The following is a 24,024-nucleotide window of genomic DNA, read 5'->3' on the forward strand; positions in this document are numbered from 1 at the left end:
GTTTGGCTCCTCGTGTGTGTGTCGTGTGAAAGGTTCGGCTCAGCGCTTCGGGGGGCCGCGCTTGACGGCCGCCTGCAGCGTGGTGCCCAGCTCGGCGGGGCTCGCGGCCATCAGGATGCCCGCGCCCTCCATCGCCTTGATCTTCTCCGAGGCCGTGCCCTTGCCGCCGGAGATGATGGCGCCCGCGTGGCCCATGCGCTTGCCCGGGGGCGCGGACTGACCGGCGATGAAGCCGGCGATGGGCTTGGTGAACTCGCGCTTGACGTACTCGGCGCCCTCTTCCTCCGCGCTGCCGCCGATCTCACCGATCATGATGACGGCGTCCGTCTCAGGGTCGGCCTGGAAGAGCTTCAGCACGTCCACGAAGTTGGTGCCGTTGACCGGGTCGCCGCCGATGCCCACCGCGGTGGACTGGCCCAGGCCCAGCTGGGTCAGCTGGTGCACGGCCTCGTAGGTCAGCGTGCCGGAGCGGGACACCACGCCGATGCGGCCCGGCTTGTGGATGTGGCCCGGCATGATGCCGATCTTGCACTGGGCGCCGGGGGTGATGACGCCCGGGCAGTTCGGGCCGATGAGGCGCACGCCCGGCTTGCCCTGCAGGTAGCGCTTGGCGCGCACCATGTCGTTGACCGGGATGCCCTCGGTGATGGTGATGATGAGGGAGATGCCGGCGTCCGCGGCCTCCATGATGGAGTCAGCGGCGAAGGGCGGCGGAACGAAGATGACGGACGTGTTCGCGCCCGCCTGCTTCACCGCGTCGGCGACCGTGTTGAACACGGGAACCTTGCCCTCGAAGGAGGTGCCGCCCTTGCCCGGCGTGACACCGCCCACAATCTTCGTCCCGTACTCCAGCATCTGCTTGGCGTGGAACGAGCCCGCCGAACCGGTGATGCCCTGGACGAGGACCTTCGTGTTCTCGTTGACGAGGATGCTCATGGCGATCTTTCAGGTAAGAGGGGGCGAAGGCCCTACTTGATGGCCGCCACGGCCTTCTCGGCCGCCTGGCGCAGGTTGTCCGCGGGGGTGATGGCGAGGCCCGAGTTGCGGAGCAGCTCCTTGCCCTGCTCCACGTTGGTGCCTTCCAGGCGCACGACGAGCGGGATCTTCAGCTGCACTTCCTTGGCCGCCGCGATGATGCCTTCCGCGATGACGTCACACTTCATGATGCCGCCGAAGATGTTGACGAGCACCGCCTTGACCTGCGGATCCGCGAGGATGAGCTTGAAGGCCGCCGTCACCTTCTCCTTGCTCGCGCCGCCGCCCACGTCCAGGAAGTTGGCCGGAGCGCCGCCCACCAGCTTGATGGTGTCCATGGTGGCCATGGCCAGGCCCGCGCCGTTCACCATGCAGCCGATGTTGCCGTCCAGCGCGATGTAGGCCAGGTCGTGCTCCTTGGCCTGCGTCTCGCGGGGCTCCTCCTCCGCCAGGTCGCGGTACTCCAGCAGCTCCTTGTGCCGGTAGAGCGCGTTCTCGTCGAAGTTCACCTTCGCGTCGAGCGCCACCACGCCGCCGCTCTTGCGGATGACCAGCGGGTTGATCTCCACGAGGGACGCGTCCGTCTCCACGTACATCTTGTAGAGCGAGGAGCAGAACTGGACGAACTTGTTCACCGTGGGGCCCGTCAGGCCCAGCCCAAAGGCCAGCTCGCGGCCCTGGAAGTCCGCGAAGCCCACCGCGGGATCCACGACGGCGCGGAGGATCTTCTCCGGGTGCTTCTCCGCCACTTCTTCAATCTCCACGCCGCCCTCGGTGGACGCCATGAAGGTGATGCGGCTGGTGGCGCGGTCGAGCGTCACGCCCAGGTACAGCTCCTGGCCGATGTCCAGGCCTTCCTCGATGTAGACCTTGTTGACCTTCTGCCCTTCCGGGCCGGTCTGGATGGTCTTGAGCATCATGCCCAGCATCTTCTGGGTGAGCTCCTTGGCCTCCGCGGGGCTCTTGGCCAGCTTCACGCCGCCGCCCTTGCCGCGGCCACCCGCGTGGATCTGCGCCTTCACGACGACGACGGGCGTGGCGAGTTCCTTCGCCGCGGCTTCCGCCTCGTTGGGAGACAGCGCGAGGATGCCGCGCGGCGTGGGCACGCCATACTTCCGGAAGAGTTCCTTGCCCTGGTACTCGTGGATCTTCATCGAATCTCCGGGTGGGACGAGGGGAGACGAGGACAACCCCTACACGGGGCGTCAACGCGGGCCCTCATTGCGCAGAAAACGACGGATGGCAAGGCCGTTTGGCCTCCAGCGTCGCGACGGGACACAGGCTCCGCCTCCGGGGATAACACCCGGTGTCCGGGCGAATGAGGCGGCCTTCACCCAAACGGGCACGGCCCCGCCCGGCGCCCCAGCGACAGGGGGCGCAGGCACGGGGCCGCGAGGAAGCCAGGACGGCGTCCGGGAGGGTTAGCCCGGACCGGCGGAGGCCTTCTGCTCCTCTTCCTTGAAGAAGATGTCCTTGATGATCAGCTTGCTCACCTCGCGGTTCATCACCGCGATGGAGGTCGTCAGGGGGATCTCCTTCGGGCAGACCTTCACGCAGTTCTGCGCCTTGCCGCAGTCCTGGATGCCGCCGGGGCCCATGAGGGCGCGCGTGCGCTCCTCCGCGTTCAGCTTGCCCGTGGGGTGCATGTTGAACAGGCGGACCTGGCTGATGGGGGCGGCGCCGATGAAGTCGTTGTCCAGCGTCACCTGGGGGCACGCCTCCAGGCAGCTGCCGCAGGTGATGCACGTGGACAGCACGTACATCACGGACTGGTCCTTCTGCGACTGGCGCGGGCCGGGGCCCAGGTTGTACGTGCCGTCGACGGGGACCCAGCCCTTCACGCGCTTGAGCGACTCGAACATGCGGTCGCGGTCCACGGTGAGGTCGCGCACCACCGGGAACTTCTTCATCGGCTCCAGGGTGATGGGCTGCTGGAGCTTGTCCACCAGGGCGGAGCACGCCATGCGCACCCGGCCGTTGATGTTCATGGCGCAGCTGCCGCACACCTCCTCGAGGCACGCGGAGTCCCACACCACGGGGGCCACCTTCTTGCCCTCCACGGTGACGGGGTTGCGCTGGATCTCCATCAGGCAGGAGATGACGTTGGCGCCCTTCGTATAGGGGACCTTGAACTCTTCGAAGTGGCCCGGCTTGTTCGGATCATCCTGCCGCCAGATGCGGAAGGAGATGGTCTTGGAGCTGACGGCGCTGGCCTGTGCGGTGTCCATGGTGCGGATGCCCTTCCTTCACTGCCAAATCAGGTGGCGGAAACCCGCGCCTCACCGCGCGCGGGCCCGGAAAGAAAACGAACGCCCTTACGCGTACCAGCGGGGTTCGGGCTCCAGCACCGGCGTGGGCAGGTCCTGGTAGGAGATCTGCGGGCCCTGGGCGGCGTAGGTGGCGATGGTCGTCTTCGCCCACTTCTCGTGGCGCTGGCGCCACTGCTCCATCCACGACGGATCCTCGCGCGGATCCTTCGTCTTGGGCTCCGGCAGGGAGAAGTCCGGCTTGTAGTGGGCGCCGCGGCTCTCGTCGCGCAGGAGCGCGCTGGTGGCGATGACCTCGCCCAGCTCCAGCATGTTCCACACCTGGTTGGTGTACGACAGCGCGCGGTTGGCCACCATGCCCGTGTCCAGCACGTTGACGCGGCTCCAGCGGTCCTTCAGGCCGCGGATGGTCTCCACCGTCTTCTTCAGGCGGTCGTTGTAGCGGACGACGGTGCAGTTCTCCGTCATCACCTCGCCCAGCTCCTTGGCGATCTGGTACGGGTTCTCCTGCCCGTTCATCGCCTTGATGGTGGCGAAGCGGTCCTGCCAGTACTTCTTCGCGTCCGCGAAGTACTTCTCCGGCATCGCCGCGGCGCTGGTCGTCTGGTTCTTGGCGAAGGCCGCCATCGCCGGGCCGCCGATCATGCCGGAGTAGATGCAGGACAGGAGCGAGTTGGCGCCCAGGCGGTTCGCGCCGTGGAAGGCGTAGTCCGCCTCGCCGGCCGCGTACAGGCCCGGGATGCGCGTGCTCTGGTTCACCGGGCTGCCGTCCAGCGGCGTCTGGGTGCGCGAGTCCGCCTCGAAGGAGACGTGCAGGCCGCCCATCGAGTAGTGCATGCCCGGGAAGATGACCATGGGCGTGTGGCGCGGATCATCTCCGACGAACTTCTCGTAGATCTCCATCACGCCCTTGATCTTCGCGTCGAGCGTCTTGGCCGGGATGTGCGTCACGTCCAGGTAGACGCCGTCGCGCCCGCCCAGGCCCATGCCCAGGTCGCGGCAGACCATGAAGATCTCGCGCGTCGCGACGTCACGAGGCACCAGGTTCTTGTACTTGGGGTACTTCTCTTCCAGGAAGTACCAGCGCTCGCTCTCCGGGATCTCCCGGGGGTTGCGCGTGTCACCCTTCTTCTTGGGCACCCAGACGCGGCCGCCCTCGCCGCGCACGGACTCGCTCATCAGGCGCAGCTTGTCCTCGCCCGGGATGGAGGTGGGGTGCACCTGGATGAACTCGCCGTTGGCGTACAGCGCGCCTTCCATGTACGCGCGGCCCGCGGCGGTGCCGGTGTTGATGATGGAGTTGGTGGAGCGCCCGAAGACGATGCCGGGGCCGCCCGTGGCCAGGCACACCGCCTCCGCCGGGAAGGTGCGGATCTCCATGGTGCGCAGGTCCATGGCCACGCTGCCGATGCAGCGGCCGGACTCGTCCTTCACCGTGCCCAGCCACTCCCAGTACTCGTACTTGGTGACCTTGCCCTCCGCCTCGTAGCGGCGCACCTGCTCGTCCAGCGCGTAGAGCAGCTGCTGGCCGGTGGTGGCGCCCGCGAACGCGGTGCGGTTGTGCAGGGTGCCGCCGAAGCGGCGGAAGTCCAGCAGGCCTTCCGGCGTGCGGTTGAACGTCACGCCCATGCGGTCCAGCAGGTAGATGATGCCGGGCGCCGCGTAGCACATGCCCTTCACGGACACCTGCTCCGCGAGGAAGTCGCCGCCGCGCAGCGTGTCCTTCACGTGGATGTCCGGGTGGTCGCCCTCACCCTTCGTGTTCACCGCGCCGTTGATACCGCCCTGGGCGCAGACGGAGTGGGAACGCTTGACGGGGACGAGCGAGAGCACGTCCACCTGGTGACCCGCCTCCGCCAGCTTGATCGTCGTCATCAGCCCGGCGAGACCGCCGCCCACCACCGTGAATCGCGCTGCTGCCGCCATCATCGTCTCCTTGAGCACCGGCTGCCGGGGGGGTGCCTTCACGGGGGGCCGCTGAAGTCCTGCTTCGCGACGCTGCCCCGCACCCGTGCCAGGTGCGAGTCCAACACGCTAGTTAACTTGGAAAAATACCGCCGCAAGGACGGTGGGCCGGGGGATAAGCCCGGATCATTCACGGCATCAGGCTCAGGCCCGCCAGCAGCATTCCGGCGGCCCGGCCGACGACCGGGGACTACAGCTTCACGAGCTCGACGGTGCCCTTGACGGAGGTGAAGGACTTGTTCAGCTCGGCCTTCTCCGCGTCGTTGAGCTCCACCTCGATGATCTTCTCCACGCCGTTCGCGCCGATCTGCGCGGGGACGCCGAAGAAGAAGTCCTTGATGCCGTACTGGCCCTTGAGCAGGGCGGCGGCCGGCAGCACGCGCTTGCGGTCGAAGAGGTAGCTCTCCGCCATGGCGATGGAGGAGGACGCCGGGGCGAAGTAGGCGCTGCCCGTCTTGTACAGGCCCACCAGCTCCGCGCCGCCCTTGCGGGTGCGGTCGATGATGGCGTCCAGCTTGTCCTTGGCGATGAGCTGGGTCAGGGGCACGCCGCCCACGGTGCTGTGGCGCACGAGCGGGACCATGTCGTCGCCGTGGCCGCCGAGGACGAGCGCCTCCACGTCACGGATGGACACGCCCAGGGCCTCGGCCACGAAGCACTTGAAGCGGCTGGTGTCCAGCACGCCCGCCATGCCCACGACCATGTTGTCCTTCAGGCCGGCGATCTTGTGGAGCGCGAACACCATCGCGTCCAGCGGGTTGGCCACGTTGATGACGAAGGCGTCCGGGGCGTGCTGCTTGATGTTGCCCGCCACGTCCTTCATGATCTTCAGGTTGACGTCCAGCAGGTCCTCGCGGGACATGCCGGGCTTCCGGGGCACGCCGGCCGTGATGATGATCACGTCCGAGCCCGCGACGTCCTTCCAGTCCGTGGAGCCGGTGACGCGGCTGTCGTAGCCATCCACCGCGGACAGCTGGTTGATGTCCAGCGCCTTGCCCTTGACCAGACCCTCGGCCGCCGGGATGTCGTAGAGCACCACGTCGCCAAGGTTCTTCTGGACCGCCAGCAGCGCCAGGTTGCCGCCGATCTGACCGCCGCCGATGAGGCCGATCTTCTTCTTCTTGTGAGCCATGGTTTCGCCCTCCTGCTTTGGGGTGGGGACTACATGTGCTTGATGATGGCCTGACCGAACTCCGAGCACTTCACCTCGGACACGGTCTCCTTCGTCTCCAGCTTCATCAGGCGCGCGAAGTCGTACGTCACGGTGCGCGCCGCGATGGCCTTGTCCATGCCCTTGATGATCAGGTCCGCGGCCTCGTGCCAGCCCATGTGGCGGAGCATCATCTCGCCGGAGAGGATGACGGAGCCCGGGTTCACCTTGTCCAGGTCCGCGTACTTGGGCGCGGTGCCGTGGGTGGCCTCGAAGACGGCGTGGCCGGAGACGTAGTTGATGTTGCCGCCCGGCGCGATGCCGATGCCGCCCACCTGCGCCGCGAGCGCGTCCGACAGGTAGTCGCCGTTCAAGTTGAGCGTGGCGATGACGTCGAACTCGTCCGGACGGGTCAGCACCTGCTGCAGGGTGATGTCCGCGATGGAGTCCTTGATGATGATCTTCCCGGCGGCGACCGCGGCCTTCTGCTCGGCGTTGGCGGCGTCCTCGCCCTTGGCGGCCTTGGTGGCCTCCCACTGATCCCAGGTGTAGACCTTGTCACCGAACTCACGCGCCGCGAGGTCGTAGCCCCACTTGCGGAACGCGCCCTCGGTGAACTTCATGATGTTGCCCTTGTGGACCAGGGTGACGCTCTTGCGCTTGAGGTCCACCGCGTACTGGATGGCCGCGCGCACCAGGCGCTCCGTGCCTTCCTGCGACACGGGCTTGATGCCGATGCCCACGTTCGCCGGGAAGCGGATCTTGCCCGCCTCCTTGGGGAACTCCTGCTTCAGCCAGCCCAGGAACTTCTCCGCCTGCGCGGTGCCGGCCTCGAACTCGATGCCCGCGTAGATGTCCTCCGTGTTCTCACGGAAGATGACCATGTCCACCTTGTCCGGCTGCTTCACCGGAGAGGGCACGCCCTTGAAGTAGCGCACGGGCCGCAGGCAGACGTACAGGTCCAGCATCTGGCGCAGCGCCACGTTCAGGGAACGGATGCCGCCGCCCACCGGCGTCGTCAGCGGGCCCTTGATGCCCACCAGGTACTCGCGGAACGCGGCGACAGTCTCGTCCGGCAGCCAGTTGTTCACCTGCTTGAAGGACTTCTCGCCGGCGAGCACTTCGTACCAGGAGATCTTCTTCTTGCCGCCGTAGGCCTTCTCCACCGCCGCGTCGAACACGGCCTGCGAAGCCTTCCAGATGTCGCGGCCGGTGCCGTCGCCCTCGATGTAGGGGATGATCGGGTTGTTCGGAACGGTCAGCTTGCCGTTCTGCAGGGTGATCTTCTCGCCAGAGGGAGGCGCCATGAACGCAAACTCCTGATTGAGACCGGGGTGTTTGGAGGCGGCGGATAGTCGGGAACCCGCCCCCGGTCGTCAAGGAGTTTGGCCGCACGTCCCCCTGGGTTGGACGCACCCGGGGGGTGCCGCGCTTATCGCAGCCAATGGTCCGGAAGCAGGATCGTTTTTCCGGATTTGGACGCGGACTAGAAGCTCGCGAGCCCGGGCGCCGGCAGGAGGACGCTCACCGCCGTCCCCTCCTCCAGCCGCTCCACCGCCAGCTCGCCACCCATCGCGTCCACCAGCTCCCGCGCGCGGGCGAGCCGCCGCTGGGGGCTGCCCACGCGCAGGGGCGACAGCGCCACCGAGCGCGTCTCCCGCTCGGACAGGCTCACGCCCGGCATCACCACCTGGAAGCGCGGGCCCGTATCCCCGAAGTCGTCCGGCGGATCCACCACCACGCGCACGGAAGGCGCCGCGGGCGGGGCCACGTCCGCCGCGTGGGCGACGAGGAGCAGGAGCACCTGTTCCAGGCGGCGCCGGCTGACCCGGGCCACCACGGGATCCTCTGGAAGCTCCAGCGACACCTCTACACCGTGCAGCCGCCGCGTCGCACCGAGCAGCCCCAGCGCGTCCCGCACGCACACCGCCACGTCCACCTGGAAGACGTCCGGAAGGTCCACGGACTCGAGCCCCTGGCCACCCAAGGACACTCCCGTGTCCCCCGGCGATCCCTTCACATCCAGCGCTGCGCTCATTCGCGGCTCCCTTCCCCAGCCAGTCCCAGAAGCACCGACCATAACGGCCCCCCCTGACAGGGTCCATTGCCCGTCAGCTCCGGGTCGCACCGCTTATTCACGTGAAGGAGGGTTACAGCCCTGCGCCACTTTGCTGATAAGGATGCGCACGCTGGGTCCGGATTGCTCCTCGGAAAACCCGTATACCGTCGGTCAACTATGACCCAGGGTGAGTCAGGGCCCTAGGCAGAAAAACAGCCCCGGCATATAAATTCGATTTGACTGTTACGGCCGAGATCTTCAATATGTCTTCCCAGAATCCAGAGCCGTCAGCGTCTCCAGTGAATCAGGGAGGAAGTGTTGTGCTCGCAACATCGCCGACCACCAATGGTGTCGCTGCCCGCAAGAGGGGAGTCCTGACGATGGATGGAGGGATCCCGGCATCCTCGAAGTTCCGGCATGCGATCGAATTCGGCAGTGGCGACGCGCTGCGCAACGTGATTCCCCTTCCCCCCGCTGAAGCCGCCCTGGATGACTCGGGCTATTCGCTGCACGGCAGTGGTCCCACGGCCATCACCTGCGCGGTGGGCCGGCCGGACGCGGTGCTGGGTGAGGTGACGCGGCTGTCCCCGACGGTGGTGTGGGTGGCCCCGCGGCAGCCGCTGGCGGAGGCGACCGAGTCGCGCACCTTCCCGGTGTACCTGGCGTGCAACGGCGCCACCATCGGGCCGCTCAATGGCGCCTTCATCCGGACGGACATGGACGTCCCGAACGCGCCGGTGGGCCTGCAGTTGGTGGGCGTGACGCTGGAGCAGGGCCGTCAGATTCTGGGCTTCCTGTCGGACGCGCTCCGCCAGGGCGTGGCGGTGCCGGCGGCCTCCGCGCTGCCCGTGCAGGACATCATCACGGATGGGGAGCGGATCCGCTCCATCTTCACCGCCATCTGCGCGTCCGGGAACAAGGGCGTGCTGCGCCGCCAGGGCCGGGTGGTGCGCATGGTGCTGGAGCGCTTCCACTCCTCTTCCGGCCAGCTCGAGTGGCGCACCGAGGAGTCCACCCCGGACTTCGGCGAGCCGGCGTACGACATCGACGTCATCGGCTACAACTCCGCGTACCGCCTGCGCGTGGAGACGGGCCGGACCGAGGGTGACCGCCTCTTCACCCCGCTGCCCGAGGAGCTGTTCCGCATCCGTCACCGCTGGCACCGCCGCGTCCCCGCCCCCGAGGGCGTGCACGCCCGGTTCCACCACCCGCTCTGGCGGGAGCAGGGGCTGATGCGCCGCGAGGTGCTGGACATCTCCTTCTCCGGCCTGTGCATGCGCTGCCAGCCGCAGGACCTGCTCTTCCCCGGCCTGCTGCCGCCCCTCATCGAGCTGGAGCTGGGCGACGGCCAGCGCGTCAGCGTGCGCGGGGAGATCCGCTACGTCAGCAGCCTGCGCGCGGACGGCACCGTGCTGTGCGGCCTGAGCGTGCTGCCCTACTCCTCCGACGAGGCGCGCTGGGTGCGCTTCGTGTCCCAGACGCTGTCCCCCGCCACGCGCACCAGCGAGGGCCTGGTGGATCAGCTGTGGGACCTGTTCAACCGCTCCGGCTTCTTCAGCCTGGGTGGCAGCACCCCGGCGGAGTTCGAGGAGCTGAAGCAGAACTTCGCGTCGCTCGCGAAGCGCGCCGCGGAAGTGCCGCAGCTGTTCTGCAACGCGGTGTGGCCTTCCGAGCGCGGCATTGAAGCGACGCTGTCCTTCACCAAGCCGTACCGCAACGCGTGGCTGGGCCACCAGGTGGCGAAGCGGCCCGGCAGGCCGCCGGAGGGGTTGAAGGAGGCGGGCGCCATCATGCGCGACCTCTACCTGCGCACCTTCGAGCACCCGCAGAGCGACCCGGACTTCCACTGGGTGGTGGCCTACGTGGAGGCCCTCAACCCGTGGATCAACAAGGCGCACGTGAAGTACGCGCAGCGCCAGATGGAGGCCGGCTCGCCCCTGGCCTATACGCGGAAGATCCAGAAGATGAAGGCCTTCAGCCATGAGCTGACCGGCCGCGTGCACCCGTACACGGTGGGCCCCGCCACCGCGAGCGAGCTGAGTCTGCTGGCGGCGACCATCGCGCAGCAGTTCCCCGAGTGCTACGTGCAGTCGTTGGACCTCACCCGCGACCGGCTGGACATGGGTCCGGTGACGGCGAAGTGGAAGAGCTTTGGCATGGAGCGCGAGCGCACCGTCCTGGTCGCCCGCCGCGATGGCGTCCCCCACGCCGCCGCCGTGGTGGAGCTGGGCCAGCTGGGCGCGAACCTCTTCCGCCTGCTGGACAACACCCGCCTGTTCTCCCTGCTGGGGGATGGAACGCGCGCGTACTCGGCGCTCCTGGACGCGGCCCGCCGCTGGTACGCCGCGCGCAACCGCCCCTCCTTCCTCTATCTGCGCGAGGACGAGGGTGGCGACTACATGCAGGAGTGCGGCCTGCACGACGGGCCGGATCCCTACCTGTGGATCATCTCCGCCAAGCTCGTTCCGGACTTCCTGGAGCACATCAGCGAACTCACCATCGGGCGCCGTGGTGCCCACTCCCGTTGAGGATTCCCCCCATGACCAAGCCCCTCGTCGAAGAGCAGTACCTCCCCCACGTCACCGACGTCCGTCACCTGCTGGCGACCGGCCCCCACGTGACGACGCTGCTGGACCCCAACGTGGAGCCCGCCCTGCTGGAGGCCTTCCTCATCCAGTTGTGTGCCCTGGGCGTCTACATGACGGAGCCCGTGGACGGGTGGATCCGCCGCGCCGGTGAGGCGTGTGTGAAGGCGGGGATGGTGGACGTGGGCGAGAAGCTCATCACCCACGCCAAGCACGAGGCCGGTCACCACCTGATGATGGTGGAGGACACGAAGAACCTGGTGGCCAGCTGGAACGCGCGCCGCTTCCCCAAGCTGGACGCGGAGGCCCTGATGGCGCAGGCCCCCACCCGGGCCATGCAGGAGTACCGGGAGATCCACGAGGAGACCATCGCGGGCCCCATGCCGGGCGGCCAGGTCGCCATCGAGTACGAGATCGAGAACCTGTCGGTGGTGTTCGCGCCCCGGCTCATCGAGCAGTGCAAGGCCGTGCTGGGCCCGGACGTGATGAACTCACTGTCGTTCATCAAGGAGCACGTGGAGCTGGACGTGGGCCACACGGCGCTCAACGAGGTCATGCTCAACAAGCTGCTGGGCCAGAAGCCCGAGCACGCGGCGACCATCGCGAAGACGGGCGCCCGTGCGCTGGACATCTACCTGCGCTTCTACGGCGACTGCATGGCGAAGGCGAAGCAGCTGCTCCAGTCCGCCGCCGCCTGAGGAAGTCTCAGGCCCCGAGCTGCGCCGCCCGCCGGGAGCCGCGGTTGCCCCAGCGGGTGAGCGGGCGGATGGCCTGCTTCAGCGAAGCATGGACCTGCGCGACGCCCGCGCTGTTCGTGGCCGCGTAGACGTAGCGGTCCGGACGCAGGACGACCAGGTCCGAGCCGTGCTGGGCGAACCACTCGCCCAGCTTGCCCTCCAGATCCACCACCTCGCCGGAGCGGCCCGCGCCGGAGCGCGCCGCCGGCGCCACGGACAGCCACACGCCGCCGACGTCCTCCGCCAGCGTCCTGGCGGCCTGCTGCACGTCCGCGGGCGCACCCGGCCGCGTCAGCACCGCGAAGCGGTGGCCGATGACGTCATCCAGCGGGCGCTCCCCTTCCTCGCCGTGCTCCACGCGCGGCTGCGGGAAGTAGGCGCCTTCCGCCGCCTGCTTGGACTTGCCGCGCTTGCCGCCGAAGAGGAACCCCTCCGCGTGGAAGAGGTTCGGCTTCATCTTGTACTCGCGGATGAAGGGGCCGGTGACGGGCATGTGGTACAGCAGCTTGATGAAGGCGTTGCGCGCGCGGGCCATGAACGGGCCGCCCGACGCCAGCATCGAGCCCAGCGAGTCCGACAGGCGCATCATCTCTGCGGCGTGCGGCCGGCGCTCCACCTCGTAGGTGTCCAGCAGCGACGCGTCCGCGGCGCCGCCCAGCACGTGCGCCAGCTTCCAGGTGAGGTTCGCCGCGTCACGCAGGCCGGAGCACAGGCCCTGCCCCAGGAACGGCGGCATCAGGTGCGCCGCGTCGCCGAGCAGGAACACCCGGCCCACCCGCCACTTCTCCGCCATGCGGCTGTGGTAGGCGTAGAGGTTGACGCTCTTCACCTTCACGGTGTCCGGGTCGATGAAGGGCGCGATGATGCCGCGCACGTACTCGGGCGTCTTCACGTACTCCAGGTCCTGCCCCGGCTTGACCACCGTGTCGAAGCGAATCTCGTCGTGCGCGGTGCGCGTCACGATGCCCACGCGCTCCGGGCCGCAGGGGTAGTAGGTGAAGTCCGGCGCGGACGACGGCGTCTCCACGGAGATGGCCAGCGCGTGCTCCAGCGCCGTGGTGCCCTCCAGCTTCAGGCCCAGCCGGCGGCGGATGCCGCTCTTGGCGCCGTCGCACGCGAGCAGGTAGCGCGCGCGCACCGTCACGTTGCGGCCGTTGACGTTGTCCTTCACGCGCACGGACACGCCTTCGTCGTCCTGCATGAAGGACTCGACTTCATGGCCGCGCCACATGGTGACGTGCGCGAAGCGCTCCAGGCCGCGGTGCAGCGCCGCCTCCAGGCGGGGCTGGTTGAAGAGCGAGCCGATGGGGTGGCCGTTGGGGCGCTCCACCTTGGTGAAGTCCACCTCGGCGAGCATCCGCATCTCGTCGTCCACGTAGGTCATCTTCAGGCACGGGTGGAAGCCCGGCCCCAGCTCGCCCGTGAGACCCGCGGCCTGGAAGATGCGCTGCGCTTCGTCGTCCGCGTTGATGGCGCGGGACTGCGTGTGCGCGGTGGTCTCCTTCTCGATGACCACGGTGCGCAGGCCGTACTGGCCGAGCAGGTTCGCAGCCATGGCACCCACCGGGCCGCTTCCGACGACGATCACATCAACAGATTCCGGAGCCATTACTCCCTCCCGTTGTGTGCGAGCTGATCCGTTTTGAACCGAGCGACCGAGCGACCGAAGCCCCCCTCGGTCGTAAGTAATAATACCTATAAACTCCGGCAACCCCACTCCGGATACGCGGTCTCAGCGCGCTCCTGGTTGCCCGCCCCCGAGTCAGAAACACCCGGTCCGCGTCATTCCGACCGCCTGATAATCAAACGCACCCCTCCAGAAACCTTGCAGGGCTGATCAGCACTGGCGGTCCGCTGTCTGCCTTTCGCGCAGTGATTTCCTGCAAGGCTTCAAAGTTTCGCGGGAGCGGCATGAATACAGGGTTTTGTTTGTATTCCCTGCCCTGAAGATGTGTGCCAATCCCCCTGGAAGGCGCCCCTTGTACGTCGCTCGGGACTGCGGGACAGTGCGGGAGTTGTCTCCCCCCTGAGCCCCTTGGAGCGCCCAGCGATTATGCCCAGACTGCAACTTTTTGAATTAGAGGATCAGCCCTGGTTCCCGAAGGTGCTGCGCCGGGGGGTGACGGACTTCCTCGCGTACGTGTGGAGCCTGTCGGATGACCGCTATTCGGAGTTCGTGAAGCGGCTGAAGGGCGCGATGGCGGCGATGGGCGAGACGCAGCTCCTGGACATGGCGTCCGGCAGCGCGGGGCCGGTGCCGAAGCTGCTGGAGATGCTGGAGTCGCAGGAGGGCTACCAGGCCACGGCGCTGCTGACGGACCTGTACCCGGAGATCTCCGCGTTCGAGAAGGCGAAGGCGGCGAACCCGGGCCGCATCGACTACGTGACGACGCCGGTGGACGCGACGGCGGTGCCCGCGACGTACAAGGGCTTCCGCATCATGTGCAACTCGTTCCACCACCTGCCGCCAGACATGGCGCGCAAGGTGCTGGCGGACGCCGTCGCGCAGCGCCGGGGCATCGCCATCATGGAGCTGGTGGAGCGGCGCGGGCCGGCCATCGCGATGACGGCGGCGGCGCTGATCAACGTGCCGCTGACGACGCCGTTCATCCGCCCTGTGCGCGCGGATCGGCTCGCCCTCACCTACCTCATGCCGCTCATCCCCATCGCGGCGGCGTTCGACGGCGTGGTGTCCTGTCTGCGCACGTACTCCGTGGAGGAGATGCGCGAGCTCACCCAGGGCCTGAGCGACGACTACATCTGGGAGATCGACCGGCTCACCAACCCGGGGAACCCCTTCGGCCTGATGATGCTCATTGGCCGACCCGCCACCCCCTCGCAGGCCTGAGTGGCCTGTCAGCAGGAGGTCAGTGACGCCCCGGGCCGACGCGGGGCGTCGTGATTTCCGGGTTTGAAGCGGGTTCAATGGCCGCTCCTTCAACGAGGAGCAGGCTCATGGAATGGCTCGAATTCAAGCGCTGGTCTCCCGAAGTCCAGCATGCGCTGGCACTGCAGGCGGCCCGGTTGGGCCAGACGGCGATGCACGCCGAGCCGCCGCGGCCGTCCGCGACGATGGTCGCCGCGCACCGCCTGTGCACGCTGCTGCGCCAGTATCCGCGCACCAACCCCTGGGGACACCCCGCGTCGGAGTGCTGAGACGCGCGGGCTTCAAGCACCCGGCCCGTCCGTGGGGGCACCACGGGCGGGGCGGGAGCTTCACAGGCGGCGTTCAGGTCCCGGTGGGGGTCCAGTTCACGCGCAGGTGCTGGATGGTGCGGATGGTCAGCGACTGCGTGTGGCCGAAGTCCGCGTTCTCCTCCAGCTTCAGGTCCGGGAGCTGATCCAGCAGCAGGTTGGTGGCGATGAGCGCCTCCAGCCGCGCGAGCGGCGCCCCGATGCAGAAGTGGATGCCCCGGCCGAAGCCCAGGTGCGTCGGGTGGTGCCGGGAGATGTCGAAGTGGTCGCCGTCCGCGAGCAGCGCGGGGTCGCGGCTTCCGGACGCGTAGAGCAGGAGCAGCCGCGAGCCCTTGGGCAGCGCGACGCCCGCGAGCTCCACGTCCTCCATGGTGGTGCGGATCATCCCGTGCGCCACCGAGTCAAAGCGCAGCGTCTCCTCGATGAGGTGCGGCACCAGCGAGCGGTTCTCGCGCAGCTTCTGCCAGAGGCCGGGCTGGAGCAGGGCCTGCTTCCAGCACTGGGCGAGCAGCGCGGTGGTGGTCTCATGGCCCGCGGCCAGCATGCTTCCGGCGATGGCGATGATCAGCTCCGGCAGCGTGAGCGCTTCGCCGTCCGCGTCGGTGGTGACCAGGTAGCTGATCAGATCATCGCGGGGCTCATCCGTGCGGTCGCGGATGAGGCGGGCGACGTAGTGCTGGAAGGTGACCCAGCTGCGGGCGAGCGGCGGCTGCTCTTCCGCGGGAACGCGGGTGAAGATCATCCGGAAGAAGTCGTCACACCAGCGCTTGATGTCCGCCATGTCCTCCTGGGGAACACCCGCCATGCCCAGGATGACCCGCACGGGCAGCGGGTACGCGAACTCCGTCACCAGGTCCGCGTGGCCCTTGCGCGCGAAGGCCTGGATGAGCTCCTCGGAGACGGCGCGGATGGGCGCTTCCTGCGCGGCGATGCGCTGGGCGGAGAAGCCGCGGCCCAGCAGCTTGCGCAGCCGGGTGTGCGCGGGCGGATCCGAGTTGATCAGGCTGTCCGCGAGGGGATAGCCCTCGGCGAGCACCGCGAGCGTCGCCGGGGACAGCACCGAGCCCATGTTGCCCAGGTCCGCCGACGAGTAGCGCGCCGGATCCTTGAGCACGTGGCAGATGTCGTCGTAACGGCTCACCAGCCACATCCCCAGCATGGGGTTGTAGCTGACGGGCGCGTCCCGCCTCAGCTCCGCGTAGAACGGATGTGGATCCTCGACGTGCGGTCCCGCGAACGGGTTGTACTGGGCGCCCAGATGCGGGCACTTCATCGCTCCAGCGGACTTGCTGGCGTGCGCATCGATGTGGATCGCCTCGGACTGCCCTTCCACCTTCACTGCTTCCACTGCGGTACTCACCGTGAGCTTCCTCTCAGGATCCCCCCACAGCGGAATATTATAACCCAACCTGACAGGTCTTCTCAGCGAGTCCTGCGAACCCCATCCATCCCGAATTCAGGGTTGCTAGGACCCAGGCTGATACGGGGGATGAGCCCGGGCGCGTTCCCTCAGGCTGGGGCGCTCCACCTTGCTCATGGCGTTCCGGGGCAATGTTTCAATTGCAACAAAGCGGCTGGGCACCTTGAAGCGCGCGAGCGACTGGCGGCACCAGGCGTCCAGGTCCTCGGGGAGGGTGTGGCCGGGGCGCAGGACGACGAAGGCCACGGGGAGCTCGCCCCAGTGGGCGTCCGGCACGCCGACGACGGCGGACTCGAGGATGGCCGGGTGGTTGGCGAGGACGGCTTCGATTTCGGCCGGGTAGAGGTTCTCCCCTCCCCGCACGATCAGGTCCGTGCGGCGCGACAGGAGGGTGAGGCGTCCCTTCGCGTCCAGGACGCCCACGTCGCGCGTGCGCAGCCAGCCATCATGGAAGGCGTCGCGCGTGGCCTCGCGCTGACGCCAATAGCGGGCCATGAGCGTGGGACCGCGGACCTCCACGTCTCCTTCCTGGCCTTCACCCAGCGTCTCACCGTCCGTCCCGACGATGCGGACCTCCAGTCCCGGCAGGGGCGGCCCCGCGGTGCGGCCATCCGCTTCGCCGGGGCGTTCCGTCGTGACCTGGGAGCAGGCCTCGGTGAGGCCGTAGGTCTGGAGGGCCAGGAGTCCCACGGCCCGTGCCCTCGTGAGTAGGGCCGTGGGGACGGGGTCTCCACCGATGAGCGCGCATTGGAACGTCGCGGGCAGCCTGCGGTCCTGTCGCGCGTCCAGCACACGCTCCAGCGTGGTGGCGACGAAGCTGGCGTGGGACGCCCCCTCCGAGTCGATGGCGCGGTTGACGGCGTCCGCGTCGAAGCGCTCTTGCAGGAGGAGGCAGCCGCCTTCGTAGGCGGTGCGCGTGAGCATGGCGAGGCCGCCGACATGGAACAGGGGCAGCGTGCCCAGCCAGCGCGGCGCGGGGTGCGCGCCCAGGTTCTCGGCGGAGGCCTGGCATGAGGCGCGGAAGGCGCCTTCCGTGAGCACGACGCCCTTGGAGCGGCCTGTCGTCCCGCTGGTGAAGAGGATGACCCGGGCCGTGTCCGCGTCCCAGGCGCGCTCGGGCACGGACTGCGCGGTCACGCCGTCGGGAAAGGACTCCAGGGCCTCTGCTTCCGGGAGCCGGTCGCGCAGCGCACTGAGTGCCAGCGTGAGCCGGGGCTCGACGTCCTCCAGCAGGGGCCGCAGCTCCGCCGGAGTGAGCCGGGCATTGAGCGGCGCGAACACCGCGCCCAGACGGCCGAGCGCCCAGAAGAGGAAGGTCACCGCAGGATGGCTCGTGGACAGCAGCGCCACGCGGTCACCCTGCCCTATGCCTCGCGCGTCGAGGGCCGCCGTCCAGCGCGTCACCTCTTCGTCCAGCGCGCGGAAGGTCCAGGTCTGTCCCACGAAGCGCAGTGCTTCCGCATGGGGACTCAGCCGCGCGCCGTCGCGGATGGGGCAGTCGTAGATCATGGCCATGCAGCTCCGTGCGTAGAACGGCTGCGGCTCTCGGCTTAGCGGTCCCAGATGGGATCCGGGTTCAGTCCGAGCCCGGGCAGGTCGCGCAGCCGCACGAGCCCTCCCCGGGGTTGATACGGATGATCTCGCGGCTCGTCAGCGAAGAGCCGTCCCACGGCGAGGCCGGAGGCCAGCTCTCCTGACGGCAGCGCGGAGGCCAGATGCGCGGCGCCCGCTCGGGCCACCACGCCGTCGAGGGAGCTGGTGACGTACGCGTGCATGCCCAGGCGGGCCGCTCGCAGCGCCACCACCATGGAGGGCAGCAGCCCTCCGAGCACCATCGGCTTGAGCACCACCGCGCCCACCGCCGGCCCACCGCCCAGGTCCATCGTGAGGAGCGTGCGCACCGCGGCGGGCGTGGCGAGCGTCTCGTCCGCGGCGATGATGCATGGGGCGCGGCGCTGCACCCGCCACAGCGCCTGCAGGTCCTCCGGTGGCGTGGGCTGCTCCACCAGCTCCAGGTCGTACCAGCCCAGCCGATCCAGGGCGCGGTTGGCTTCGGGCTCCGTCCATCCGCCGTTCGCGTCCAGCCGCAGGCGCACGCGCGGCCCCACCGCGTCGCGCACGGCCCGGACCCGGGCTTCGTCCTCGTCCAGTGAGCGGCCCGCGACCTTCACCTTGAGCGTCTGATAGCCCTCCTCCACCGCCGCACGCGCTTCCTGGGCCAGGGCGTCCGGTTCCTCCGCGCTCAGCAGCGCGTTCACCAGGACCTCCTGCCGCGCCTCCTCCGCGAGCAGCCAGCACAGGGGCACGCCCTTGCGCTGGGCCACCAGATCCAGCAGCGCCAGCTCCAGGCCATGCTGCGCGGCGGGGACGGGCTCCTCCGGGTCGATGCCGCGGATCCGCGCGCCGCGCTGGCGCAGCTCCTCGCTGGCGGACGGAACGAGCGTGGCTTCGACGCCCTCGATGCTGTCCTCCAGTGTCTGTCCCCTGAGGGAGCTCAGCCACCCGCGCAGCACCGTGTGCGTCAGGGCCAGGGACTCCGTGCCGAACTCGGGCAGCGGCATGGCTTCACCCTGCCCTACGTGGCCCTCCTCGTCCCGCAGCCTCACGAGGAACCCGTCGCGCGTGGCGTAGGTCCCCCTCGCCGTTCTCAGGGGGTTGGCCAGCGTGAGGTGCAGCGGGGTGAGGGTCGCCTCGACGATGCGCATGACGCCCCTTCAGCGCAGGTACAGCCCGACCGCGAACAGCAGCCCGAACACCATCTGCAGCTTCGCCGTCCCGCCCAGCGCGGGGTTGAGCGCCGCGCCCTCGGCCTTCAGCATCAGCTTCAGCGGCGGCACCACCAGCGGCAGGCTCAAGAGCGGCAGGAACACCCAGGCGCTCGCGTACCCCCTGGCGAACAGCACGAACGGCGTGACGTACGAGGCCACCAGCAGCAGCACGTACTCCGCGCGGCCGAAGCCCTGGCCGAAGCGCACCGCCATCGTGCGCTTGCCAGCCTTCACGTCCGTGCTCGCGTCGCGCTGGTTGTTCACCACGATGAGGCACGTGCCGATGGCGCCCACCGGCACCGACGCCCACCAGGCCGCCGGGCTCACGACGCCGGCCTGCACGTAGTACGTGCCCGTCACCGCGACGATGCCGAAGAAGATGAGCACGAACAGGTCGCCCAGGCCGAGGTAGGCCAGCGGGAACGGCCCCCCCGTGTACGCGTAGCCGCACAGCAGCGAGGCCACTCCGATGGCCACGATGGGCCACCCCCCCACCGCCACCAGGTACAGCCCCACCAGCGTCGCCAGAGCGAAGCACCCGAGGCCGCCCAGGAGCACCGTGCCCGGCGCGATGAGCCCGCTCTGCGTCACGCGCTTGGGCCCCAGGCGCTCCTCGGTGTCCGCGCCCTTCTTGAAGTCATAGAAGTCGTTGATGAAGTTGGTGCCGATTTGAATCAGCACCGCGCCCACGAGCGCCGCGAGCGCGGGCAACAGGCGCCCCACGCCGTTGCTGTACGCGAGCGCCGTGCCCACCAGCACCGGCACCGCGCCCGCCGTCAGCGTCTTCGGACGCACGGCCATCAGCCACGTCTTCAGCGTGGGCCGGGGAGGAGCCGCATCGGGAGGGGTGCTCACCAGGGTCGTCACGAGTGGGTCGCCTCTCGCGCCAGGATGGCGGGTTCGAACTGCGGCGCTTCGTACCAGGGCGTCTGGAGGAACGAGAGCACTTCGCGCACGTACTCCTCCGGCGCCTCCAGGTGCGGGGCGTGGGTGACCCCGGCGAAGGCGTGGCGCCACACCACCGGCAGCTCCGCCGCCATGCGCCGCGCCAGGGTCGTGAACTTCACGTCCTGCTCACCGGTGAGCAGCAGCGTGGGCAGACGCTGGCGGTGCAGCGCGGGCCAGTAGTCCGGCTGCACGCCCAGGCCCAGGGTCTCCAGCGCTCCGGCCAGGCCCTGCGCCGTGCACGCCTTGCGGCGCTCACGCAGCGCGGCCTGCTCCGGCTCCGGCAGGCGGCGCAGTCCGTCGAAGAGGGACAGCGCCTCCCACCGCTCCACGAAGGCATCCACGCCCTTCGTGCGGATGAAGTCCACGAGCTTCGCGTCGGCCTCGCGCCGCTCGGAGCGCTCCTGACGGCGGTGCAGCCCGGGCGAGCCGCTCTCCATGATCAGCCGGCCGAAGCACTCCGGCGCGTGCACCGCGGCGCCCAGCGCCACCCGCGCGCCCTGCGAATAGCCGAGCAGATCCACGTGGCCGCCCAGCTCGCGGGCCAGGCGGACCACCGCGTCCACCGTCTCCAGGAAGCCGTCGCGCCCTGTCTTCTCCGGCAGCGGCGTGCGGCCGTGCCCCGGCAGGTCCACCGCCACCATGCGCACGGAGCGGCCGAGCAGCGGGCGCAGGTGCTCGAACGAAGCGCCGCTGCCGGTGAAGCCGTGCAGCGCCAGGAGCGTATGGGGGCCTTCGCCCCAGATGTCATAAGCGAGCTTCACGCCCATGGTCCTTCTCCCAGTGCGGCGGCCATCCGCGCGAAGAGGTGTCGGTGCGCATCCACGTTGGTGGCCCGGTCCACCACGACCTCCACCAGGTGGAGGCCTCCCTCCAGCCCGGTGCGCACCGCCGCGCGCAGGGCCGTGGGCGTCGTGGGACGCTCGAAACGAGCACCCGCGAGCGCCGCCGCGTGCGACAGGTCCACGCCGTGCGGCGTGCCGAAGAGGGCCTCGAACTCGTCCGGCTTCGCCACCTGCGCCAGCGGCAGGAAGGAGAAGATGCCACCGCCGTCGTTGTTCACCACCACGACCGTCAGGGGCACGCGCGCCCGCGCCGCGGACACGAGCCCACCCACGTCGTGCAGGAGCGCCAGGTCGCCGGACAGGAGCACCGCGGGCCGCCCCGCCGCCGCGGCCATGCCCGCCGCGCTGGACACGATGCCGTCGATGCCGTTGGCCCCTCGATTCGCCAGCACTCGCAGCGGGACACCGCCCCCGTGCGCGAACGCGTCCACCGCGCGGATGGGCATGCTGCTGGACACGAAGAAGAGCGCGTTCGCCGGCAGCGCCGCCACCACCTCGCGCGCCAGCCGGGGCTCGGTCAGCACGTCGGGCTGCTCAGCGAGCGCCGTCTCCAGCGCGTTGCGAGCCACCCGCTCCGCGTTGACGAAGTCCTGCGCCCAGCGGCCAGGGCCCCGCGACAGCCCCGCCGTCAGCGCACGGCACGCGAGCACCGCACTGCCTTCCACCACGCGCGTGGCCCGATGCGCCGGGTCGTACAGCGCGCCCTCGTCGCTGAAGACGGTGATGTCCGCGCCAGAGGCGTCCAGCCACTGCTGCGGCGACTTGGGCGTCAGGCCTCCGCCGAAGCGCAGCACCACCTCCGGCGTGTGGCCGCGCGCGAACGGCTCATGGCGCAGGAGCGCGTCGTAGAGCGACACCGTCAGCGGGCCGCCTCCGTAGCGCGCCTGCGACGTGGCCTCCGCGAGCACCGGGTAGCCCGTGGCCAGGCTCAGCGCGGTGATGGCCTCCGCGAAGCCGTCGTCCTCGTCGCGGGGACCGCACACGATGACGCCGCGCTCGGTGGTGGCGATGCGCGCGCGCACCTCATCCAACGCCGCCGCGTCCGGGGCCCGCGACGACTGCGCGATGCGGGTGAGGGGCGCGTCCGTCCGCCCTTCCCTCGCGAGCGCCGTCAGCTTCTCCGCGCCGAAGTCCTGCGCGATGGGCGCCAGCGGTTCACGGAACGGCACGTTGAGCTGCACGGCGCCCCGGGGGGCTCGGCACGCGGTGCTCACCGCGCGGGCGGCCGTGGCGCGCAGGTGCGCGATGGCGGCGCTGTTCGCCTCGGGCATGCCCACGTCCGCGAACACCCTCGCGAAGTCGCCGTAGAAGCGCGCCTGGGGCACCGTCTGCGGCGCGCCCCAGCCCTGCAGCTCCAGCGGCCGGTCCGCCGTGAGGATGATCAGCGGCACCTGGGCCATGGCCGCTTCGATGACGGCCGGGAAGAAGTGCGCGCCCGCGGAGCCGCTCGTCGCGACCAGCACCACCGGCTGACGCGACTGCTTCGCCATGCCCAGCGCGAAGAAGCCCGCGCTCCGCTCGTCGATGACGGACCAGACGCGCAGGCCCGGCGTGTGCGCGCATGCGAGCGCCAGCGCGGACGAGCGCGAGCCCGGACACACCACCGCGTGCCGCACGCCGCCCCGCACCAGCTCCTCCAGGAGCGCACGCGACCACAGCACGTTGAGGTTGGCGTCCAGGGACATCACCGGCCCCCCAGCGCGCGCAACATCGCCAGACTCTTCATCTCCGTCTCCCGCCACTCGGACTCCGCGCTGGAGCCCGCGACGATGCCCGCGCCCACGAAGAGCCGGGCCTTCGCTCCGCGCACCAGCGCCGAGCGCAACGCCACCACCAGGTGCGCACGCCCGGGGCCCACCCAGCCCACCGGCCCCGCGTACCAACCGCGATCCAGCGACTCGTGCTCCACCAGGAACGACAGCGCGCGCTCGCGCGGCGTGCCGCCCACCGCCGGCGTGGGGTGCAGCGCCGTGACGACCTTCGCGGTGTCCACGCCGTCCGCCAGCTCCGCGCGGATGCCCGTGCGCAGGTGCACCACGTTCTTCAGCGCGAGCACCGACGGCTGCGCGTCCGCGGACACGCTCGCCGCCACCGGCGTCAGCGCCTGGAGGATGTAGCGCACCACCGCGTCATGCTCGCGCCGGTCCTTGTCGCTCGCGTCCAGCGCATCCGCCCCGCCCGGCGCCGCGGACCCCGCGAGCGCTTCCGTCTCCAGCTTGCGCCCGTCCACCCGGCACAGCGTCTCCGGCGTCGCGCCCAGGAAGCCCGTGCCGTCCGGCGCGCGGAAGAGGAACGTCGCGCAGCGCGGGTTCTGCTCGCGCAGCCGCGCCAGCACGTCCACCACGTCGAAGGGCTCCGGCCCCTCCGCCTCCAGCGCCCGCGCCAGCACCACCTTGTTCAACTGGCCCGCGCCAATGGCCTCCACCGCGCGGTCCACCAGCGCCTCGAAGTCCGGCCGCGACGAAGCCGTGCGCAGCGCGACCGGCGCGCCCACCGGATGGCGGTAGGACGGAGGGAAGGCCGCTCGCACGCGCTCCAGCCGCGAGCGCACCACGTCCTCCGCGCCCGGCCCCTCCAGAGCGAAGACCGCGACCGCCAGCGCGCTGCCCTCGCGCCACACCAGCACCTCCGGCAGCGTCCAGCGCGCCAGCCCATGCGAACGCCACGCGCCATCCACCGGCTGCGTGGGGCTGAAGCGCATGCCGCCGAACCAGGGGCCCGGCATCTGGGGGGACACCGCGTCCAGCCACCGCACGCTGTCGTGACCGAGCGCGCCCAGCACCGCTGGCAGCTCACCGGGCGCGTGCGCCTCCAGCACGCCCGCCTCGCCCCACCCCGCCACCGCCTCGCGCGCCACCGGCCGCTCCCAGTACACGGAGGGAACGCCGAGGCTGCCCGCTCCGGCCAGCGGATCCACTCCGGGCAGGGGCATCATCCCGGCGACCCATCGCGGATCCTCAGCGGGACTGAGCGGCGTCATCAGCCATTCTCCTGCACCTCGGGGGAGGCGAGTGACATCACCTTCGATTGTCTTCTAAGCGATCTCGGCTATACATGCACCAAGGAGTTCAAAACCGCTTGAACTCCATGGAATCTGAATTCCAGTAACTCCA

Annotated in this window: 19 protein-coding genes; 4 read left to right on the forward strand and 15 right to left on the reverse strand. The window is 69.5% G+C overall.

Annotated features, from left to right (window positions below):
* Nucleotides 1-39 precede the first annotated feature (39 nt).
* From sucD to ACX114_RS22585, 7 genes are all read right to left on the reverse strand, one after another.
* Complete coding sequence (gene sucD / locus ACX114_RS22555; protein ID WP_120589970.1) at nt 40-936, reverse strand: succinate--CoA ligase subunit alpha; 897 nt, start codon at nt 934-936, stop codon at nt 40-42.
* A gap of 32 nt (nt 937-968) precedes the next feature.
* Nucleotides 969-2,129, reverse strand: a complete 1,161-nt coding sequence (gene sucC / locus ACX114_RS22560; protein ID WP_459287668.1) for an ADP-forming succinate--CoA ligase subunit beta — start codon at nt 2,127-2,129, stop codon at nt 969-971.
* A gap of 267 nt (nt 2,130-2,396) precedes the next feature.
* Complete coding sequence (gene sdhB, locus ACX114_RS22565) at nt 2,397-3,203, reverse strand: succinate dehydrogenase iron-sulfur subunit (protein WP_459287670.1); 807 nt, start codon at nt 3,201-3,203, stop codon at nt 2,397-2,399.
* Nucleotides 3,204-3,290: 87 nt separating this feature from the next.
* Nucleotides 3,291-5,168, reverse strand: coding sequence for a succinate dehydrogenase flavoprotein subunit (sdhA, locus tag ACX114_RS22570; protein ID WP_459300246.1), 1,878 nt, complete (start codon nt 5,166-5,168; stop codon nt 3,291-3,293).
* A 229-nt stretch (nt 5,169-5,397) separates the two neighbouring features.
* Entirely contained in the window at nt 5,398-6,339 is a 942-nt protein-coding gene (mdh, locus tag ACX114_RS22575) for a malate dehydrogenase (protein ID WP_459287672.1), read from the reverse strand.
* 29 nt (nt 6,340-6,368) lie between these two features.
* The gene (gene icd, locus ACX114_RS22580; RefSeq protein WP_459287674.1) at nt 6,369-7,664 is read right to left on the reverse strand and encodes an NADP-dependent isocitrate dehydrogenase; all 1,296 of its coding nucleotides are present in this window, start codon (nt 7,662-7,664) and stop codon (nt 6,369-6,371) included.
* A gap of 179 nt (nt 7,665-7,843) precedes the next feature.
* On the reverse strand, nt 7,844-8,395 hold the full coding sequence (locus tag ACX114_RS22585) for a sensor histidine kinase (RefSeq protein WP_459287676.1): 552 nt from the start codon (nt 8,393-8,395) through the stop codon (nt 7,844-7,846).
* 401 nt (nt 8,396-8,796) lie between these two features.
* Between ACX114_RS22585 and ACX114_RS22590 the strand changes: the two genes are divergently transcribed.
* Nucleotides 8,797-10,944, forward strand: a complete 2,148-nt coding sequence (locus tag ACX114_RS22590) for a hypothetical protein (RefSeq protein WP_459287678.1) — start codon at nt 8,797-8,799, stop codon at nt 10,942-10,944.
* Between the two features lie 11 nt (nt 10,945-10,955).
* On the forward strand, nt 10,956-11,699 hold the full coding sequence (locus ACX114_RS22595; RefSeq protein ID WP_014397311.1) for a hypothetical protein: 744 nt from the start codon (nt 10,956-10,958) through the stop codon (nt 11,697-11,699).
* 7 nt (nt 11,700-11,706) lie between these two features.
* Here the strand turns inward: ACX114_RS22595 and mhpA are convergent, their stop codons facing one another.
* Nucleotides 11,707-13,347 (reverse strand): bifunctional 3-(3-hydroxy-phenyl)propionate/3-hydroxycinnamic acid hydroxylase MhpA, encoded by a 1,641-nt coding sequence (gene mhpA, locus ACX114_RS22600; RefSeq protein ID WP_459287680.1) that lies wholly within the window; start codon nt 13,345-13,347, stop codon nt 11,707-11,709.
* Nucleotides 13,348-13,791: 444 nt separating this feature from the next.
* On the opposite strand from mhpA, the gene ACX114_RS22605 reads away from it, so the two are divergent.
* Nucleotides 13,792-14,586, forward strand: a complete 795-nt coding sequence (locus ACX114_RS22605; protein WP_459287681.1) for a class I SAM-dependent methyltransferase — start codon at nt 13,792-13,794, stop codon at nt 14,584-14,586.
* A gap of 107 nt (nt 14,587-14,693) precedes the next feature.
* Nucleotides 14,694-14,894 carry a hypothetical protein gene (locus ACX114_RS22610; protein ID WP_120525317.1) on the forward strand — a complete coding sequence of 67 codons (201 nt, stop codon included), beginning with the start codon at nt 14,694-14,696 and terminating at the stop codon, nt 14,892-14,894.
* Nucleotides 14,895-14,967: 73 nt separating this feature from the next.
* On the opposite strand, the gene ACX114_RS22615 is transcribed toward ACX114_RS22610, so the two are convergent.
* The 7 genes from ACX114_RS22615 to ACX114_RS22645 all read right to left on the reverse strand — a co-directional run bounded on the left by ACX114_RS22615 (nt 14,968) and on the right by ACX114_RS22645 (nt 23,891).
* Nucleotides 14,968-16,293, reverse strand: a complete 1,326-nt coding sequence (locus tag ACX114_RS22615) for a cytochrome P450 (RefSeq protein ID WP_459287683.1) — start codon at nt 16,291-16,293, stop codon at nt 14,968-14,970.
* Nucleotides 16,294-16,398: 105 nt separating this feature from the next.
* Entirely contained in the window at nt 16,399-17,862 is a 1,464-nt protein-coding gene (gene menE / locus ACX114_RS22620; RefSeq protein WP_459287685.1) for an o-succinylbenzoate--CoA ligase, read from the reverse strand.
* Nucleotides 17,863-17,903: 41 nt separating this feature from the next.
* A complete protein-coding gene (menC, locus tag ACX114_RS22625) occupies nt 17,904-19,058 on the reverse strand; it encodes an o-succinylbenzoate synthase (RefSeq protein WP_459287687.1) in 1,155 nt (384 codons plus the stop codon).
* 9 nt (nt 19,059-19,067) lie between these two features.
* A complete protein-coding gene (locus tag ACX114_RS22630; protein ID WP_459287689.1) occupies nt 19,068-19,988 on the reverse strand; it encodes a 1,4-dihydroxy-2-naphthoate polyprenyltransferase in 921 nt (306 codons plus the stop codon).
* Complete coding sequence (gene menH, locus ACX114_RS22635; protein WP_459287691.1) at nt 19,985-20,836, reverse strand: 2-succinyl-6-hydroxy-2,4-cyclohexadiene-1-carboxylate synthase; 852 nt, start codon at nt 20,834-20,836, stop codon at nt 19,985-19,987. Before menH ends, ACX114_RS22630 begins: the two co-directional genes overlap by 4 nt.
* A complete protein-coding gene (gene menD / locus ACX114_RS22640) occupies nt 20,827-22,596 on the reverse strand; it encodes a 2-succinyl-5-enolpyruvyl-6-hydroxy-3-cyclohexene-1-carboxylic-acid synthase (protein ID WP_459287693.1) in 1,770 nt (589 codons plus the stop codon). The genes menH and menD overlap by 10 nt, the downstream gene beginning before the upstream one ends.
* The gene (locus ACX114_RS22645; protein WP_459287695.1) at nt 22,596-23,891 is read right to left on the reverse strand and encodes an isochorismate synthase; all 1,296 of its coding nucleotides are present in this window, start codon (nt 23,889-23,891) and stop codon (nt 22,596-22,598) included. The genes menD and ACX114_RS22645 overlap by 1 nt, the downstream gene beginning before the upstream one ends.
* Nucleotides 23,892-24,024 lie beyond the last annotated feature (133 nt).

This window comes from Corallococcus sp. M7 (assembly GCF_054512695.1).